Here is a 17,349-nt window from a genome sequence, read left to right as displayed (position 1 = left end):
TAATCAGACGAAGCAGGCATCCTTCGACCTTAGCTGGTAGACTGCGCACCGTAATTACTAAGAGGATTTTTTCATGGCTACTAACCGTTCCCGCCGTCTGCGCAAAAAACTATGTGTGGACGAGTTTCAGGAATTGGGGTTTGAGCTCAATCTGGAATTTAAAGAAGGCTTGGATGACGCAGCGGTCGATGCCTTCCTCGACGCATTCCTGACTGAAGCCATGGACGCTAACGGCCTCGACTACGTTGGCGGCGATGACTTCGGCCTGGTGTGCCTGGCAAACCGTGGCTCGGTTACCGAAGAGCAGCGTGCTGCTGTTGAAACATGGCTCAAAGGCCGCAGCGAAGTGGTGAAGGCTGATGTGAGCCCACTGCTGGATGCATGGTATCCAGAGAAGCCAATCGGCGCTGCTGAGTAAGCTGGTAGGGACGCATATCCCTACTGGTTGAGAAAAACTACCCCTATGGGTAGTTTTTTTTGGCCTAAATTCAACTCTCGAACATGAGCAGGAGGCTCGGCGACTGCGAATCGATTTCCAAGAGCGGAATGACATTTAAGGGACTTCGCTCGCTGCGGTTGGCTTCTGGCTCGGCCGTCCATAGTTTTTATAGCGCAGCCTGAGGTGGTATGTCCGCAGGGAGATTCAACGCTTTCACGCATGGGCTTCAATTTCTTCGTGGCGTCATTACCTGGCGGCCTTACGGTGCCCAGCCCCCCCTAAATTATCGGTATCTATAAACAGGAGCAACCGAGCCTTGGATTTTCCAGCAGACATCAAGTTGGCCATGCGGCAATGCATCCTGAAGCTGCTCTGGCCGAAAGACGACATCGTTAATTTTTTCACTAGCAATAGCTGCACGGTCGCTGACATCAAAGCACTAGGTAACTATAAGGAGAACCCACGTGCCGGCATCGTGGACACCATGTTCTCTCATCTTGCTAATAAGCCGGACTCTGGTCTCGCCCAGTTTCGCGCGATGCTGCAATCGCTGATCACTTGGACGCATTTTGACGACTACTACTTCGTCAAACTGGCTAAGCTCGATCGAGGCGAAGCCGAGAATGCGATCACGCATCTCAAGCAACTCCAGGAAATTCGTGACCATAAAATCCGCGAACAGCAAAAAGACCGGGAACGCCGCGAGTCCGTAAATCGGTCGGCTACATCTACGCTGGCCGACCTGAAAAAAGAGTTCCTGGCATTGCTTCAGGGATCGCTTACCGGGAGCAAAAGAGGCTACGCCCTTGAAAAGATTCTTCAGGAACTCGGCCGGGTTTCAGCCTTGGAGGTGACCGAAGGCTTCCGCGAGAATGGCGAGCAGATTGACGGTGCTGTCAAATACGATGGTGAGCACTATCTCATTGAAGCAAAGTGGCAAGACAAAACTTCCGCTAATGAGGCCGTATACCAATTTGCAGGCAAAGTAGAAGGCAAGATGTACGGCCGCGGCATATTTATATCAATCCAAGGCTTCAGCGAGAACGTCGTAAGCTCACTCGCTGCAGGTAAGGCCCTGAAGACCGTCTTTGTCGATGGTGGAGATCTCATCCTAGTGCTTGAAGGCTTTCTGAGCTTCACGCAGATGCTTGATGCCAAAATCAAAGCAGCTCAAACGAGGGGCCTTATCTACGTTGATGCGATTACGGGGAAGACTAAGGTCTGACGTGCGAAGCTTCACCCTCCCGCACTTCACGACAACAGCTTTTTCCCTTGGTACGGGGCTGTTGGCTTATCACAGCGAAGAGCGCTCGGTTCTCAAGCTGCTGGAATCTGGAGGGCTGCTAGGTAATTCTGCAGGCGACCGGATGGCGTCGAGGATTTCGCAGACCGCTTGTTTGGCTGCCAAACCCCGAGCTCTCGGGTGAGGAGCGTGATCAGGAAAGCTTCCATTTTCGGGCAAGTAAAGCTTTCCAGGGGCCCAGCTCCGGGCCGGGACGCGATAGGGTTGGTCAGGGCCTTGACTCAGGAGGTGGGGGTTGACCGGGAGACCGTGGCACAGGCCGGGGGCCTGATCTGCAGAAGAAGGGATGGATATTTGAGGGGGGAACGGGATTTCAGGGGGGAGCAAAAGCGGAAGGGTTTTTGACAACGAAAGCACTATTTTCTGCTAATTAGTAAAACCTGGAATTCATCCACGCAGAGTTTTTTACGCAGACGGCGGGAACGGTTAGTCGCCATGAAACAATCCTCAAAAGTAAATATCGGGCGGCACTTTACCAGCTTGTCCACACAAAAGCCCGAAACCAGCGCTGTGCGCCCACTACTGCGCAGCAGAAATCCGTCTTGGACCTCGACAATCATGGCGTCAACGGAAAAAATAGCGCGATTGGATGGCCTTACCCCGGCGCAAGTCGAGCACGCTTGGGGCATAATGCCGACTTATTCCAGATGCCCTTTGTAAGCATGTGCGATTGCAGCATCGCCTGAATACAATTATTCATGCATCGGGTGCGGCCCGTTGAGTTACACGAGGACCGAGGGAATCCATCCCCTCTTCATTTCCCCCTCTTTTGCAGTAGGGTTTATTTGATGATCAAATCTTTGCGTCCATTGTTTTTTGCCGCTCTTCTTTTACCCCTGTCACTACCTGCCATCGCTGTCCCAATCAATACTGCACTAGCACCTAAAGTTCAGCAGGCCATCAAGGCCAGCAAACTGGATAACAACGCTTTATCGCTGGTCATGCTTCCGCTCACGGGCCCCGGCACTCCAACCGTCTTTAACGCCGATGTGTCGGTCAACCCCGCCTCGACCATGAAACTGGTGACTACTTACGCAGCGTTGGAAATGCTCGGTCCGACTCACCAGTGGAAAACCGAATTCTTCACCGATGGCACCCTTAGCAACGGCGTCCTGCGCGGCAACCTGTACCTCAAAGGTGGCGGCGACCCAAAGCTGAACATGGAAAAACTCTGGCTATTGATGCGCGATCTGCGCGCCAACGGCGTGCAACAGATCACCGGTGATCTGGTGCTCGACCGCAGCCATTTCGTGCAACCGCAATTGCCGGTGTTCGATGATGATGGCAACGACAAGAACAAACCGTTTTTGGTCAAACCCGACTCATTGATGGTCAACCTCAAAGCCCTGCGCTTCGTGACCCGTAATGACGGCGGCAAGATTCTAGTGTCGGTCGAGCCACCGATTGCCGCGATTCACATCAATAATCAGGTCAAGGCGCTGCCCTCCAACAAATGCACTGGCGATGTCTCGTACAACCCCGTCCCGGAAGCTGGCGGCGGCATCACGGTCACAGTGAGCGGCCAATTGGGCGATGGCTGCAACTCTCAGACGTATCTGTCACTGCTTGACCACCCCACCTACACCGCAGGCGCCGTTCGAGCGATCTGGCAGGAGCTGGGCGGCACCATCCTCGGCAAGGATCGACTGGACGTCGTGCCTGGGGATGCGAAGTTGCTGGCCAAAGCCTTTTCGCCTGACCTTGCAGAGATCATCCGCGACATCAACAAATTCAGTAACAACACCATGGCCCAGCAGTTGTTTCTAAGCCTGGGCTCGGAGTTTCGTAACGATACTGACGGCGACGACGCCAAGGCTGCGCAACGGGTAATCCGTCAGTGGCTGGCGAAGAAAGGTATCATCGCGCCGCATTTGGTCATGGAAAATGGCTCTGGTTTATCTCGCGCCGAACGCGTCAGTGCCCGAGAAATGGCGCAGATGCTTCAAGCAGCCTGGAATAGCCCATATCAAGCCGAATTCATGAGCTCACTGCCACTGGCGGGCATGGACGGCACGATGCGTAAACGCCTCAAACGCACTGCGTTACGTGGCGAAGCGCACATCAAAACGGGGACCTTGAACACCGTGCGGGCAATTGCCGGTTTCAGTCGAGATAGCAACGGCAACACCTGGGCCGTGGTGGCTATTCTCAACGACCCACGCCCATGGGGCGCCTCCTCGGTTCTCGATGAAGTACTGGTTGACATGTATAACCAGCCGAAACTGGCAAACACCGCCATCTCGCTACAGCGATAACCGCACCGTTCTGCCCTCAAGGCCCACATTCGATGGGCCTTTTTTGTTTGCATTGAGACGCCCAGTTGCACGGCGAACTCAAGGCCAACACATTATTTATCGCTCGCCAGGTCAGCACCCGACTTCAGAAACGCTCAGATAGCTCAGGCTCAACACAGTCACACGTCTGGAAGACTCGACGGCATAAGCAAAGCTCAGGACGCCAATGTGTTGTGGCGACACATGACCAAGGTTCACTTATAGCGATTCGCCATTAACTTGCCTCGTGCATCATGTCGCCCACCACACACCGCGTATCTGAATGACCAAACAACCGTCAAGTCAGGCACGCCGTGGCCGTCAGCTCATCGCGCCATGATTTTCCAGGCTCGATGGATTTTGCTGTTGCGGGTGAAATCCGGATCCAGCGTCTGCTCAGTGATTTCTTCCACGGCATAACGCTCGGTCAGGTTTTCCTCGAGCTGGAATTTGCGAAAGTTATTCGAAAAATACAGGACGCCACCCGGCGCCAGCCTCGCCATGGCCAGATCGATCAATTGCACCTGATCGCGCTGAACATCGAAGATCCCCTCCATGCGCTTGGAGTTGGAGAACGTCGGTGGGTCGATGAAGATCAGATCGTACTCATCACGACTCGCCTCCAGCCAGACCATCACATCAGCCTGCTCAAGGCGATTTTTGTCCGAAAAACCATTAAGCGACAGATTGCGTCGCGCCCAGTCCAGATAGGTTTTCGACAAATCGACACTGGTGGTGCTGCGCGCACCGCCCTTGGCTGCATGTACGCTGGCGGTCGCAGTATAACTGTACAGATTGAGGAAACGCTTGCCGGCTGCCTCGCGCTGGATGCGCATACGCATCGGGCGGTGATCGAGGAACAATCCGGTATCCAGGTAATCCGTCAGGTTGACCAGCAGCTTGACGCCGCCCTCCTTGACCTCCACGAACTTGCCCTGAGCGCTCTGCCGCTCGTATTGCTTGGTTCCGCTCTGGCGCTCACGACGCTTGATCACCACGCGGCTCTTGTCGATGTTCAGCGCCTGAGGAATAGCAGCTAGCGCATCGAACAGGCGAGCCGACGCTTTCTCTGGATCGATGGATTTAGGCGCGGCATATTCCTGCACATGGACCCAGTCTTCATAAAGATCTATCGCCAACGAGTATTCAGGCATGTCGGCATCGTAGACCCGATAGCAATCGATCCCTTCGCGACGCACCCACTTGCTCAGTTGCTTGAGGTTTTTCTGCAGGCGATTGGCAAACATCTGCCCACCTTCACTCAGGCGTGCCTGTTCGAGCACCGGCTGAGGTTCGCGAATTGGATTACCGTTCTTGTTCAGCTTGACAGGCTCAGGTGCGACGTCGTACTCAGCCTGCTCACGCTCGATCTGGCGTTGCTCAGGCGTACGACGCTCCCCGGTGACGAACTGGTCTGGCTGAACCTTGATCAGTAGCAGTTTGCACGGCAAGGCACCGTTCCAGAACGCGTACTGTTTATGACTGCGAATGCCCATGCGTTTGCCCAGATCGGGCGCCCCGGTGAACACCGCGGCTTCCCAGTTCAGACACGCCTGACGCAGGCGCTCGCCCAGATTCTGATAGAGATACAACAGGCTTGCTTCATCGCCCAAACGCTCGCCATAGGGAGGGTTACAGATCACCAGGCCTTTCTGGTTCTGGTCGGGACGCGGCTCGAAGGTTGCGACTTCGCCTTGATAAACCTTGATCCAGTCACTCAGGCCCGCACGTTCAATGTTATTGCGTGCCGGTTGAATCAGGCGCGGGTCGGCTTCATAGCCGCGGATCCACAACGGCGTCTTCGCCAGCCCCACTTCGGCACGGGCCAACGCTTCGTCGTGTAGTTTGCGCCAAAGTGCCGGGACGTGGCCAAGCCAGGCGGAGAACCCCCAACGTTCACGCTTGAGGTTAGGTGCAATATCGGCGCCGATCATCGCGGCCTCCACCAGGAACGTTCCCACACCGCACATCGGGTCAGCGAGCGCCCCGCCTTCAGCAGCAATACGTGGCCAACCGGCTCGAATCAGAATCGCCGCTGCCAGGTTTTCCTTGAGCGGCGCGGCGCCTTGCTGCAGGCGATAACCGCGCTGATGCAGACTATGACCGGAGAGGTCCAGAGAGAGAATCGCTTCGCCTCGGTCCAGACGCAGATGTATGCGCAGATCAGGATTAAGCTTGTCGATCGAGGGACGCAAACCCGATGAGGTACGCAGCTTGTCAACGATGGCGTCCTTGACCTTCAAGGCGCCAAAATGGGTGTTATCAATGCCTGAACCGTGACCACTGAATTCAACGGCTAGGGAGCCGTCGGGCTCAAGATGATCCTGCCATTCAACGTCAAGCACGCCGTGGTAGAGGTCCTCGGCGTCCTTCATCGGGAAGCGCTTAAGTACCAACAGCACGCGGTTGGCAAGACGTGACCATAGACACAGCCGGTAGGCTGTTTCCATGTCGGCGGTACCGCGTATGGTCGAGGTGTGTTCGCGGGTGTCCTCTAGGCCAAGCGCAGTAGCTTCCTCAGCGAGCAGGCCTTCGAGGCCTTTGGGGCATGTGAGGAAAAGTTCGTAACGGTCCGACATGAGCATTCCAGAGCCTTGGCTATGAGCGGCGGGACAACGCATTGTCCGGCCCGATTTAAAACAAGCGCCTTTCTTGGAGAACACCTGCGTGGCACACACATTGTGCCGGTCCACCACTACCCTCCAACGTCAACGATGGCGAATGGCGTGGCAGTCGATGGGCCTGTCCCGTGACAAGCCCAAAACTGATATTAAAAAACCACTATTCAGCACGACAATGTCGGCAATAAAAAGTCACCTCGCCGACCCTTCGTCGTTTTAACGCTGACTGCAATCAGCCAGTATTTGTATTTGAGACACAGTCTCAATATCGGTGCAGAGCCGGTTTTCAGGGGGCTCGCAAAAAAAATGCCTGCGAAAGACCTCACCGCTTATGGCCTTAATGCCTCCACCATGACCTTCTTATGACAAAACGATCATTCACAGCGCATGACACATTGGTTAGAAATCAACACAGGTTGTCGTCGCAATGACGGCAGCACCTAAGCCCGCGACGCCGGCAGCGGGTACCAACGGCAGAAGATTTCTGCCCGACCTCAACATGAGGTCTCAAGGGACATAACAGTCAACAAACGAGGGCAACACCCTATGAGAAGACTTAAGCGTGATCCGTTGGAAAGAGCATTTTTACGCGGATATCAATTTGGCGTTCATGGTAAATCCCGTGAGCTTTGCCCCTTTACTCTACCGTCGGTGCGCCAAGCCTGGATCAATGGCTGGCGAGAAGGACGCGGCGACAACTGGGACGGTATGACCGGCACTGCGGGTATCCACAGACTCAACGAACTTCACGCAGTCGGCTAAACACAAGGTATCTTCCGACTAAAATTTCTTTGATTTCAACACACCATGCGTGCCCCATCCGGGCCGCGGGCTAAAGCCCAAGGGGTTCCATAACGGAACCCCTTTTTTGCTTCAACCGATTGAGCTTGCCTTGCCAGGCATTGCTGCAATGGCATCCACCGACTGGCGAATCAGCGCCGGCCCCTTGTAGATGAAGCCCGAATAAATCTGCACCAAGCTGGCACCCGCAGCAATCTTCTCAGCCGCATGCTTGCCTTCGGTGATCCCCCCTGCCGCGATGATCGGCAATTTACCACCCAACTCAGCAGCCAGCACCTTGACGATGTGAGTGCTCTTCTCTCTTACCGGCGCGCCAGACAATCCACCCGCCTCATCGGCATGCGGTAGACCTTCCACGCCTTGCCGGCTAAGGGTGGTATTGGTGGCGATCACCGCATCCATTCCGGATTCAAGCAACGCAGTGGCGACCAGCACGGTTTCTTCGTCAGTCATATCCGGAGCGATCTTGATGGCCAACGGCACGCGCTTGCCGTGAATCTCGGTCAGCGCCTGCTGACGAGTGTGCAATGCCTCGAGCAACTGTTTAAGCGAATCGCCAAACTGCAGGCTGCGCAAGCCAGGTGTATTCGGCGAGCTGACATTAATCGTCACGTAGCTGGCATGGGTGTAAACCTTGTCCAGACAGACTAGGTAATCGTCGACCGCACGCTCCACCGGAGTGTCGAAATTCTTCCCGATATTGATGCCAAGAATCCCGCAGTACTTGGCCGCCTGCACGCGAGCGATCAGGTTATCTACGCCCAGGTTGTTGAACCCCATGCGGTTGATGATCCCCTCTGCGTGAGGCAACCGAAAAATCCGCGGTTTCGGATTACCCGGCTGTGGACGCGGAGTCACCGTACCGATCTCTACGAAACCGAAGCCCAACTGAGCAAATCCGTCGATGGCCGCGCCGTTCTTGTCCAGCCCTGCGGCTAAACCGACAGGATTGGGAAACTCCAGGCCCATGACTGTCACCGGCAGTTTGACCGGGGCTTTGTTGAACAGACTGTTAAGCCCCAACCGCCCACCTGCGCCGATCAGATCGATCGACAAATCATGGGACGTTTCCGGGGAGAGTTTGAACAGTAACTGGCGGGCCAGGTTATACATGGGCGGGTGTGGCTCGTTGCGGCTGAATTCAGCAGGCGATTATAGACGCCCGCACAGGCACAGCGCGAGGCCCATACTGAATTTTGCATAATGGCTGCACGTCACCTGAACACCGTTGTTTTGTTAGACGATACGACGGACGTAATGCTTGAGAACGCCTCCCCGCCCCATCAATATGGATGCCATAGCTCGTTACTGGAGATGCAGCGGGATGCTCTGGTATTCGGGCGAAAAAGTCCGGCCATTCTTGTGATCGGAGAAGTAATAGGCAATCGAGAGCCCATCACTGAAAACTCCGAAGTTTCAGATATGTACCGACAAGGCGCCAGTTGAAGCCAACGATTGCCCATCGACCACAGCGGCAAGTGGGCCACCGTTAGATGACCATCAATGTTTAACAAAGACTGCATCACTTCATCATCCCACTATTTGAAATACATCTACGCGTCGCGGAACTCAAATTGCAGGCAAAAAGAACCCGGCCGAAGCCGGGTTCTTTTTTGCTTTGGCTAATTACTTAGCTTGGGCTTCTACTTCAGCTTCTACGCGACGGTTAACAGCGCGACCAGCGTCAGTTGCGTTATCAGCAACTGGACGGGTTTCGCCGTAGCCAACCGAATTCACGCGGTTAGCGCCAACACCGTACTGGTTAACCAGAACTTGTTTAACGGCGTTTGCACGACGCTCGGACAATTTCTGGTTGTAAGCGTCAGGACCGACGGAGTCAGTGTGACCTTCAACAGTGGTGGTGGTTTGTGGGTACTGCTTCATGAAATCAGCGAGGTTTTTGATATCGCCGTAGCTGTTAGGCTTGACTACAGACTTGTCGAAGTCAAATTTCACGTCCAGCTCAACACGTACAACCTCAGCAACTGCCGGGCAACCGCTTGCGTCAACGGTAACGTTGGCCGGGGTGTCTGGGCACTTGTCAACGTTATCGCACACGCCATCGTTATCGCTGTCGGAGCAAACATCAGCTACTGGAGCTGGAGCTGCTTCAACTTTCTTGGAGCCGCCGCCGAAGTTTACGCCGATACCGACGCTAGGAGCCCACTCGGTGTCGCCCTGGTCAATGTTGTACTGCGCTTCAACGCCAGCACGCGCATAGAAATTGTCGGTGAAGTACAACTTAGCACCGCCGCCGATGTTGGCGAAGGTGGAACGGTTGCGACCACCGCTACCGTTCTGACCGATGCTTTGATCAGAGAAACCGGCAGAAACGTAAGGACGCAGCATGTCGCCCGGGTTGTTGAAGTGGTAGAGAGCGTCCAGAGCGGTGTTCGCGCCCTTGATGTTCTTGCTGTCGTCGCTACGTACGTTATGAACTTCGTCGTAGCCCAGACGCAATTCAACATCGTCGGTCAGGAAGTAGCCAATCGAACCGCCGAACAGGTTGCCGTTATTCTTGAAATTACGAGCGCTGTCGAACTGTTCTTTCTTGGCGAAGCCTTCGATTTCGACTGCGCCTTGGCCTTGTGCCAAAGCGCCGAACGAAGTTGCGGCAACAATAGTACCAATGGCCAAGCCCAAGGTGTTTTTCAGTTTCATCCGTTAAATCCCCATCTGGTGATTGTAAAGCAGTCCCGCATGCGGGGGACAACTCGTCGGCAAGTCTATCAGAACTTGCCTGCTCGTTAGAGATATTTGCTCCGACTTAAGTTTCGGTAATACCTGCAAATTTCTCGCGTAATTTATCAAGTGCCCTTTTGTATCGCATTTTCGTGGCACTCAGGCCCATGTGCATTATGTCTGCGATTTCCTGAAATTCCAGCTCTGCGACAAATCGTAGCACCAGAATCTCGCGGTCAATCGGGTTCACATGCACAAGCCAGCGATCAAGCCCTCCTTTCTCCTCAGGCTTGGGCGTCTTGTCTTCCGACGCTTCTTCCAGCGGGTCCAGGCTTAAAGCCTCCATTAATCGCCGCTTCCTGCGCTCCTTTCTGTACTGCGTGATGCACTCATTGTACGTGATGCTGTAGAGCCAGGTTTTGAACTTCGATTTCCCTTCGAAATTCTTCAACCCATACAACACCTTAAGCATCACTTCCTGACAGACATCGTCAGCATCGCGATCGTTCCCTAAATAACGTGCGCAGACGTTAAAAAGCGTCCTCTGATAGCGACGCATCAACTCTTCGTACGCCCGCGTCACATGGAACAACTCGACATGCGCACGCGCGACCAGCTCCTCATCAGAGAGCTCGCGGGGGTCGTAACGCAAAGAGGGCGATTGGGGCTTATTCAAAACAACTCGTGCCGACTGTCAGGTGAATGTCCGCCATCCCAGGCGCCCCGGGATTTTGCGGCGGCATACATTAGCAGATTTGCCGGTTCAGCGGCTGCTCACTCGCTGCTCGAGAAGGATTCGGTTGGACAACGATACCAACTCCCCTTCATCGGTCAGCAGGGTGGTCTTCACCGTGCCAATCTCTTCGATCTGACCTTCGACCTCTCCCACTCGCACTTGTTGCCCTACTTGATACAACTCCCGCACATAAATTCCTGCCAGGATTTGACCGGCGATTTCACGGCTACCCAGCCCCATTGCCAGCGCAACTGCCAGACCAACGGTAATCAATCCAATCACAATCACGTGGTTCAGCAGGTCGGTTTTCACCTCCAACTGGCTGATAGCCACCGAAATACTGATGATGATAACCAGCCATTGGGCAATTCTCCCAAGACCTGCCGCGTAATCCAGACCGACGCCTTCTGCGGCGCCACGAACAATCCCGTTGACCAGTTGCGCCAACAGCACGCCGACCAGCAGCACCAATGCTGCGCCGAAAACCTTCGGCAGGTACAGCGCCAGCATGTCCAGCGTCGCAGACACTCGCTCAAGACCGAGAGATTCTGCCGCCGAAACCAGGAAAATCAACAGCACAAACCAATACACAATCTTGCCGATCAGAGTCGAGATCGGCACCTGAATGCCCGCTCGGCTGATCAACTTGGTCAAGCCGGTGCCGCCCATGAGGCGATCAAGCCCTAGCTTGGCCAGTAATTTGGACAGTAGCGTGTCGAGCAGCTTCGCCACGACAAACCCCAACAGCACCACGACCAACGCACCAAACAGATTCGGGATGAAGTTCGCGACTTTGGTCCACAACGCAGTCATTGCTGTAACCAGGCTCTGTGTCCAGAGATCCAATTCCATATTCAATCAGCCTTGTCTGAAGCGCTGGCAAGTTCCGCCTTGCGCCGAGAAACCGGGGAAATATGAGCCGAACCACTGTTCACGGCGATCATGAGTGCCTGCGTACACCGCCCCAGTAAACTAAATAAATCACCTGCGCCGACCTGCCGATTGGCCGTTTTAAGCACGCGCCCCAAGCACGCATCGTCATCCCGGCTGGAGGACGTCGTGTTGAGCATGTCACGCAGTGATTTTTCAAACGGGTCGTGCATAGGTACCTCACGCAATGTCACTGGAAGACGCAGCCAAATTTCGCCGAGTCACAACTCCACCCTCCCGATGCAGGAAATAACTTGATCAAACCCACCTCAGACGCCTGAACATCCACCATTGGCCCAGCGCAACCGCCACCATCAACGAGCATGCCATCAGAAAACCATAAGGGTTGTCGGAGCCCGGAATCCCACCCACATTGATACCCAACAAACCGGTGAGAAAGCTCATTGGCAAAAAGATTCCGGTGATGATGCCGAAGCGATACATGGTCCGGTTCATCCGCTCATTCAAGCGGCGGTCTTCGGACTCCAGCACCAACCCTACTCGCTCTCGGCTCAATTCCAGCTCTTCAAGATAACGCGTCAGACTGTTGTGCAATTCGTTCCAATAATCAGCATCGCCTTCTACAAACCAAGGCATTTTGATCCGCGTCAGCTGCGCATAGATTTCGCGCTGCGGTGCAAGAAAACGACGCAATCCTGCTGCGCGGCGACGGATGTGCAACATCTTTCCATGCTCAGGAACATGCCGTTCGTCGGCGTCCATCGCTTCTTCAACTTCGTCGACCAATTCGGTCAACTCACTGACCACCTTCTGAACCTTATCGGTCAGGTATTGAGACAGATAAAGCAGCAACTCAGACGCGGTTTTCGGTCCTTTTCCTGCGTGAAGCTGTTCAATCAGTTCGTCCGTTGCCCGCAGTGAACGCAGGCGCAGAGAAATCACCTGTTGGGGGGCCGCGAAAATCCTCACCGAGACCATGTCTTCCGGTTCAGCCCCCGGATTGAGGTTGACCCCACGCAAAAAGAGCAGCAATTGGTTGTCCGGCAACGGCAGCAGCCGTGGACGAGTGTTTTCCTCAAGCAGCAAATCACAGACAAATTCGTTCAAACCACTGGCCATTCGCAGCCAGGTTTGAGTTTCCGGATGGCTGCGATCCCAATGCAGCCATACACTTTCGTAGGGTTGTAGCTGCAAGCCATCGAGTTCAGTACGAGCGAGCGAACGCGCTCCGCCTTTACCATCCAGTATCAGGGCATGTAGCAGCCCCCATTGCGCGTTTGTCTCGTCGAACATTCAGTGTTCCGTTTGTGGCGAGGTCAGTCCGGCATTTTCAGAGGACTGGGAGACACAATGATGCCGTTGTTGTCAGCGTACACATACTCACCCGGGCGGAACGTAACGCCGGCGAAAGTCACAACGACATTGAGGTCGCCGATACCGCGCTTATCAGTCTTCAGCGGGTGACTGGCCAGCGCCTGTACGCCGAGATCAGTCTGTGCGATGACATCAACGTCGCGAATGCAACCGTAGATCACAATGCCTTCCCAGCCGTTTTTCGCAGCCTTCTCGGCCAACATGTCACCGAGCAACGCCCGCCGTAGAGAGCCGCCACCATCGACCACCAGCACCTTGCCTTTACCGTCTTGGTCCGCCTGTTCGCGCACCAGGGAGTTGTCCTCGAAGCACTTGATAGTGACGATTTCACCGCCAAACGAATCGCGACCGCCGAAATTGCTGAACATCGGTTCCACAACAGTCACCAGTTCAGGGTAGGCGTCGCACAAATCCGGAGTGAGGTAGTGCATGGGGTAACTCCTGTCAGTAATGAGCGTGGCCCGCAAGGATAAACCTGTTTCCACAAGGCTTGACACCCCGTCACGCACTGCTTGCTTCATACTTAAGTCGAACAAAATCGTCAGCTACATGCTTTGTGCATTCGTAGCTTAGCGATAACTCACGCCCAGCGGAACGCTCAAGCATGGTCAGAGTCAAGGAGTTGTCGACACATTCAGCGTCGATTCAGCAAGAGGCGCCACATCCTCTCGCTTCAACCACGCCTGCACCAACGGCCAGACCTGCACCTGCGCGGCCTTGCTGACCAGCATTCGCACATGACCGAAATCCTCGGTAAAACCTTGCTCGCGCCCCAAGCATAGAAACTGTTTGCGCTCGCAACCGAACTGTTCGAACAGCTCGCGACAAGCCCAGGCCGGGTCTTGATGATCGCCAGCAGCAGTCACAGCCAATAGCGGTACCTGAACGTGGCGCAACCCAGACCACCAGTCGTCCTTTTTGTCACCGAAGCGCCCGAACAGGCCACGCCAGCGCAAGCTTTCGAGAATGATCCCCATGGGCTCATCTTCCGGCCCCCGCTTGAAACGCGGCCCCGAGAAATGCGCGAAACGCTTGAGCACAAAGTGCCCCGCCCATTGCACAGGGGGTACTTTCAATGGCCAGAAATTCCGTGTGATCTGGCTACCAAACAGGGCTGCGGAAGCGGCTTGCTCAACACCTAGGTAATGACCGCCCAGCGCAGCGGCCAAGGTCGTACCACCCAACGAATGGCCGATCCAGTGAGGAATCTGACCACTTTGCTCGCGGACAAAAGCAGCAATGGCCGGAAGATCATAGCGCGCATAGTCAGCCACGCGATTGTGCCGATAGGCCTCATTGCGTGCTGACAACCCGTGCCCGCGCATCTCAGGTATCCACACATCGAAACCGGCCCGCGCCAGATAAGCGCCCAAGCCAATGCCCTTGGGCGAATACCAGAAACGGCGATTGGAAAAACTGCCGTGCAACAGGATCACTGGCACCCCGCGCGCATCAGGACTGGCGACCAATCCCAGACGGGTGACGGCTAGCTCAACGGTGAAATCAAGACTGTTGCCGGGCTTCAAGCGGTATACGTCCTCGATCAGGTCGCCACGACGTTCGGCGCTGATCAAGGCCACGGGAAAAAGATGGCTGCTGCTTTGCATATTGTCTTGCTTGGCTCTGAAAACTCAGGGTTTCTTCCAACATCCTGGCAGACACGTCAACCAAGGCGCTGAATAACTCGCATAAAAAAGGGCGGAGTCTATAAAGCCGCCCTAAAAAAACTGACCCACCGAAGTGGGCCAGCATTTTACTCAATTTACATTAAGTGGGTGCTTCTTCTTCAGACAGGAAGAACCAGGTTTCCAGCACCGAGTCAGGGTTCAGCGAAACGCTCTCAATACCCTGCTCCATCAGCCAGCGAGCCAGATCCGGGTGATCTGAAGGTCCTTGACCGCAGATGCCGATGTATTTGCCAGCCTTGTTGCAAGCCTGGATCGCGTTGGACAACAGCTTCTTGACCGCCGGATTACGTTCATCAAACAGGTGCGCGATGATTCCAGAGTCGCGATCGAGCCCAAGTGTCAGTTGAGTCAAGTCGTTGGAGCCAATAGAGAAGCCATCGAAGAACTCAAGGAACTCTTCGGCCAGAATCGCATTGGATGGCAGTTCACACATCATGATGACACGCAGACCGTTTTCGCCACGCGTCAGACCGTTTTCTGCCAGCAGATCGATGACCTGGCTTGCCTCGCCCAAGGTGCGCACGAACGGCACCATGATTTCGACGTTGGTCAGCCCCATCTCGTTGCGCACGCGTTTGAGGGCGCGGCATTCAAGTTCAAAGCAATCACGGAAGTTTTCGCTGATGTAGCGCGATGCACCACGAAAGCCCAACATTGGGTTTTCTTCTTCCGGCTCGTACAGCTTGCCGCCGATCAGGTTGGCGTATTCGTTGGACTTGAAGTCCGACAAACGCACGATGACTTTCTTCGGTGTGAACGCTGCGGCCAGGGTGCTGATGCCTTCGACCAGCTTCTCGACGTAGAAGCCGACTGGATCGTCATAACCGGCGATACGCTTGTCAACACTGTCCTTGATGTCTTGCGGCAGGTTCGGGTAGTTCAGCAACGCCTTCGGATGCACACCGATCATGCGGTTGATGATGAACTCCAGACGCGCCAGACCGATGCCGGCATTGGGTAGTTGGGCGAAGTCGAAGGCGCGGTCGGGGTTGCCGACGTTCATCATGATCTTGAACGGCAGCTCCGGCATGGCATCAATGGAGTTTTGTTTGATGTCGAAACCCAGCTCACCTTCGAAGATGTAGCCGGTATCGCCCTCGGCGCAGGAAACCGTAACGCCCTGGCCATCTTTGAGCAACTCGGTCGCATGACCACAACCGACGACTGCCGGGATGCCCAGCTCACGGGCGATGATCGCAGCATGGCAGGTACGACCGCCACGGTTGGTGACGATGGCGCTGGCGCGCTTCATGACCGGCTCCCAATCCGGGTCGGTCATGTCGGACACCAATACGTCGCCCGGTTGCACCTTGTCCATCTCGGACACGTCCTTGATGATCCGCACTTTGCCCGCGCCAATACGCTGACCAATCGCACGGCCTTCGACCAGTACGGTGCCCTTCTCTTTAAGCAGGTAGCGCTCCATGACATTGGCCGAGCTGCGACTCTTCACGGTTTCAGGACGCGCCTGAACGATATAAAGCTTGCCGTCGTCGCCGTCTTTGGCCCATTCGATGTCCATAGGGCACTTGTAGTGCTTCTCAATGATCATCGCCTGGCGAGCCAGATTGGTGACTTCTTCGTCGCTCAGGCAAAAACGCGCGCGATCAGCCGGTTCAACGTCGATGACTTTGACCGATTTACCGGCCTTGGCTTCGTCGCCGTAAATCATCTTGATCGCTTTACTGCCCAGGTTGCGGCGCAGAATCGCAGGACGACCGGCTTCAAGGGTATTTTTGTGGACATAGAATTCGTCCGGATTGACCGCGCCCTGAACCACGGTTTCACCCAGGCCGTAAGCGCCGGTAATGAACACCACGTCGCGAAAGCCGGATTCGGTGTCCAGGGTGAACATCACGCCCGCGGTGCCGGTTTCGGACCGCACCATGCGCTGCACGCCAGCAGACAATGCCACCAGCTTGTGGTCGAAACCTTGGTGAACGCGGTAGGAAATGGCGCGGTCGTTGAACAGCGAGGCAAACACTTCCTTGGCCGCACGGATGACGTTTTCCACGCCGCGGATATTAAGGAAGGTTTCCTGCTGACCGGCAAAGGATGCGTCGGGTAAGTCTTCTGCAGTGGCGGAAGAACGCACAGCAACGGCGATGTCCGGATTGCCTGCTGCCAAGACAGCGAAGGCGGTGCGGATTTCGGCGTTGAGTTTCTCGGGAAATTCAGCCTCCATGATCCACTGACGAATCTGCGCACCGGTTTTTGCCAGGGCGTTGACATCGTCGACATCAAGGGCATCGAGTGCCGCGTGAATCTGATCGTTCAGACCACTTTGCTCAAGAAAATCACGATAGGCTTGAGCCGTAGTGGCAAAGCCACCGGGGACCGAAACACCGGCACCCGCGAGGTTACTGATCATCTCGCCGAGGGATGCGTTCTTGCCCCCCACATGCTCCACATCATGGACGCCGAGCTTATCGAGGGAAACTACGTACTCTACCAAGGTGATCTCTCCACTAACCAATTTGTTGTTGGGAAAAGCTTTGGTGCTTGAATTGCACAAGCAGTTCTGCGCACTTGTGGTCTGAA

The 17,349-nt window shown here is 55.1% G+C and carries 14 protein-coding genes and 1 pseudogene; 4 read left to right on the top strand and 11 right to left on the bottom strand.

Annotated features, from left to right (window positions below; genetic code table 11):
- The first annotated feature begins 73 nt into the window (after nt 1–73).
- Both VGC62_RS07345 and VGC62_RS07340 read left to right on the top strand, forming a co-directional pair.
- Nucleotides 74–418 (top strand): YggL family protein, encoded by a 345-nt coding sequence (locus VGC62_RS07345; protein ID WP_331186405.1) that lies wholly within the window; start codon nt 74–76, stop codon nt 416–418.
- A 337-nt stretch (nt 419–755) separates the two neighbouring features.
- Nucleotides 756–1,664, top strand: coding sequence for a restriction endonuclease (locus tag VGC62_RS07340; RefSeq protein WP_331186404.1), 909 nt, complete (start codon nt 756–758; stop codon nt 1,662–1,664).
- 452 nt (nt 1,665–2,116) lie between these two features.
- Here the strand turns inward: VGC62_RS07340 and VGC62_RS07335 are convergent.
- Nucleotides 2,117–2,179, bottom strand: a pseudogene (locus VGC62_RS07335) (hypothetical protein); the annotation flags it as partial.
- A gap of 351 nt (nt 2,180–2,530) precedes the next feature.
- Here VGC62_RS07335 and dacB point away from each other — a divergent pair.
- Entirely contained in the window at nt 2,531–3,997 is a 1,467-nt protein-coding gene (gene dacB, locus VGC62_RS07330) for a D-alanyl-D-alanine carboxypeptidase/D-alanyl-D-alanine endopeptidase (RefSeq protein ID WP_331186403.1), read from the top strand.
- 344 nt (nt 3,998–4,341) lie between these two features.
- On the opposite strand, the gene rlmKL is transcribed toward dacB, so the two are convergent.
- A complete protein-coding gene (gene rlmKL, locus VGC62_RS07325; protein WP_331186402.1) occupies nt 4,342–6,594 on the bottom strand; it encodes a bifunctional 23S rRNA (guanine(2069)-N(7))-methyltransferase RlmK/23S rRNA (guanine(2445)-N(2))-methyltransferase RlmL in 2,253 nt (750 codons plus the stop codon).
- A gap of 588 nt (nt 6,595–7,182) precedes the next feature.
- On the opposite strand from rlmKL, the gene rmf reads away from it, so the two are divergent.
- On the top strand, nt 7,183–7,398 hold the full coding sequence (gene rmf / locus VGC62_RS07320; protein ID WP_080290409.1) for a ribosome modulation factor: 216 nt from the start codon (nt 7,183–7,185) through the stop codon (nt 7,396–7,398).
- A gap of 111 nt (nt 7,399–7,509) precedes the next feature.
- Here the strand turns inward: rmf and VGC62_RS07315 are convergent, their stop codons facing one another.
- The 9 genes from VGC62_RS07315 to ppsA all read right to left on the bottom strand — a co-directional run bounded on the left by VGC62_RS07315 (nt 7,510) and on the right by ppsA (nt 17,263).
- The gene (locus tag VGC62_RS07315; protein WP_331186401.1) at nt 7,510–8,550 is read right to left on the bottom strand and encodes a quinone-dependent dihydroorotate dehydrogenase; all 1,041 of its coding nucleotides are present in this window, start codon (nt 8,548–8,550) and stop codon (nt 7,510–7,512) included.
- 513 nt (nt 8,551–9,063) lie between these two features.
- A complete protein-coding gene (locus tag VGC62_RS07305; protein WP_331186400.1) occupies nt 9,064–10,098 on the bottom strand; it encodes an OmpA family protein in 1,035 nt (344 codons plus the stop codon).
- Nucleotides 10,099–10,204: 106 nt separating this feature from the next.
- Nucleotides 10,205–10,795 (bottom strand): RNA polymerase sigma factor SigX, encoded by a 591-nt coding sequence (gene sigX / locus VGC62_RS07300; protein ID WP_331186399.1) that lies wholly within the window; start codon nt 10,793–10,795, stop codon nt 10,205–10,207.
- 87 nt (nt 10,796–10,882) lie between these two features.
- A complete protein-coding gene (locus VGC62_RS07295; protein ID WP_331186398.1) occupies nt 10,883–11,707 on the bottom strand; it encodes a mechanosensitive ion channel family protein in 825 nt (274 codons plus the stop codon).
- Between the two features lie 2 nt (nt 11,708–11,709).
- The gene (locus VGC62_RS07290; protein WP_331186397.1) at nt 11,710–11,958 is read right to left on the bottom strand and encodes a CrfX protein; all 249 of its coding nucleotides are present in this window, start codon (nt 11,956–11,958) and stop codon (nt 11,710–11,712) included.
- Nucleotides 11,959–12,043: 85 nt separating this feature from the next.
- Entirely contained in the window at nt 12,044–13,039 is a 996-nt protein-coding gene (locus tag VGC62_RS07285) for a zinc transporter ZntB (RefSeq protein ID WP_331186396.1), read from the bottom strand.
- A 23-nt stretch (nt 13,040–13,062) separates the two neighbouring features.
- Nucleotides 13,063–13,551: a ribonuclease E activity regulator RraA gene (gene rraA / locus VGC62_RS07280; protein ID WP_331186395.1), complete on the bottom strand. Its 489-nt coding sequence runs from the start codon at nt 13,549–13,551 to the stop codon at nt 13,063–13,065.
- Between the two features lie 183 nt (nt 13,552–13,734).
- Entirely contained in the window at nt 13,735–14,727 is a 993-nt protein-coding gene (locus VGC62_RS07275) for an alpha/beta hydrolase (RefSeq protein WP_331186394.1), read from the bottom strand.
- Nucleotides 14,728–14,887: 160 nt separating this feature from the next.
- A complete protein-coding gene (ppsA, locus tag VGC62_RS07270) occupies nt 14,888–17,263 on the bottom strand; it encodes a phosphoenolpyruvate synthase (protein WP_331186393.1) in 2,376 nt (791 codons plus the stop codon).
- Nucleotides 17,264–17,349: the final 86 nt, after the last annotated feature.

The sequence above is a fragment of the Pseudomonas sp. genome (genome assembly GCF_036404235.1).
GTDB lineage: Bacteria > Pseudomonadota > Gammaproteobacteria > Pseudomonadales > Pseudomonadaceae > Aquipseudomonas.
The sequence above is the reverse complement of the archived record's forward strand: the minus strand, read 5'-3'. Positions and strand labels throughout refer to the sequence as shown.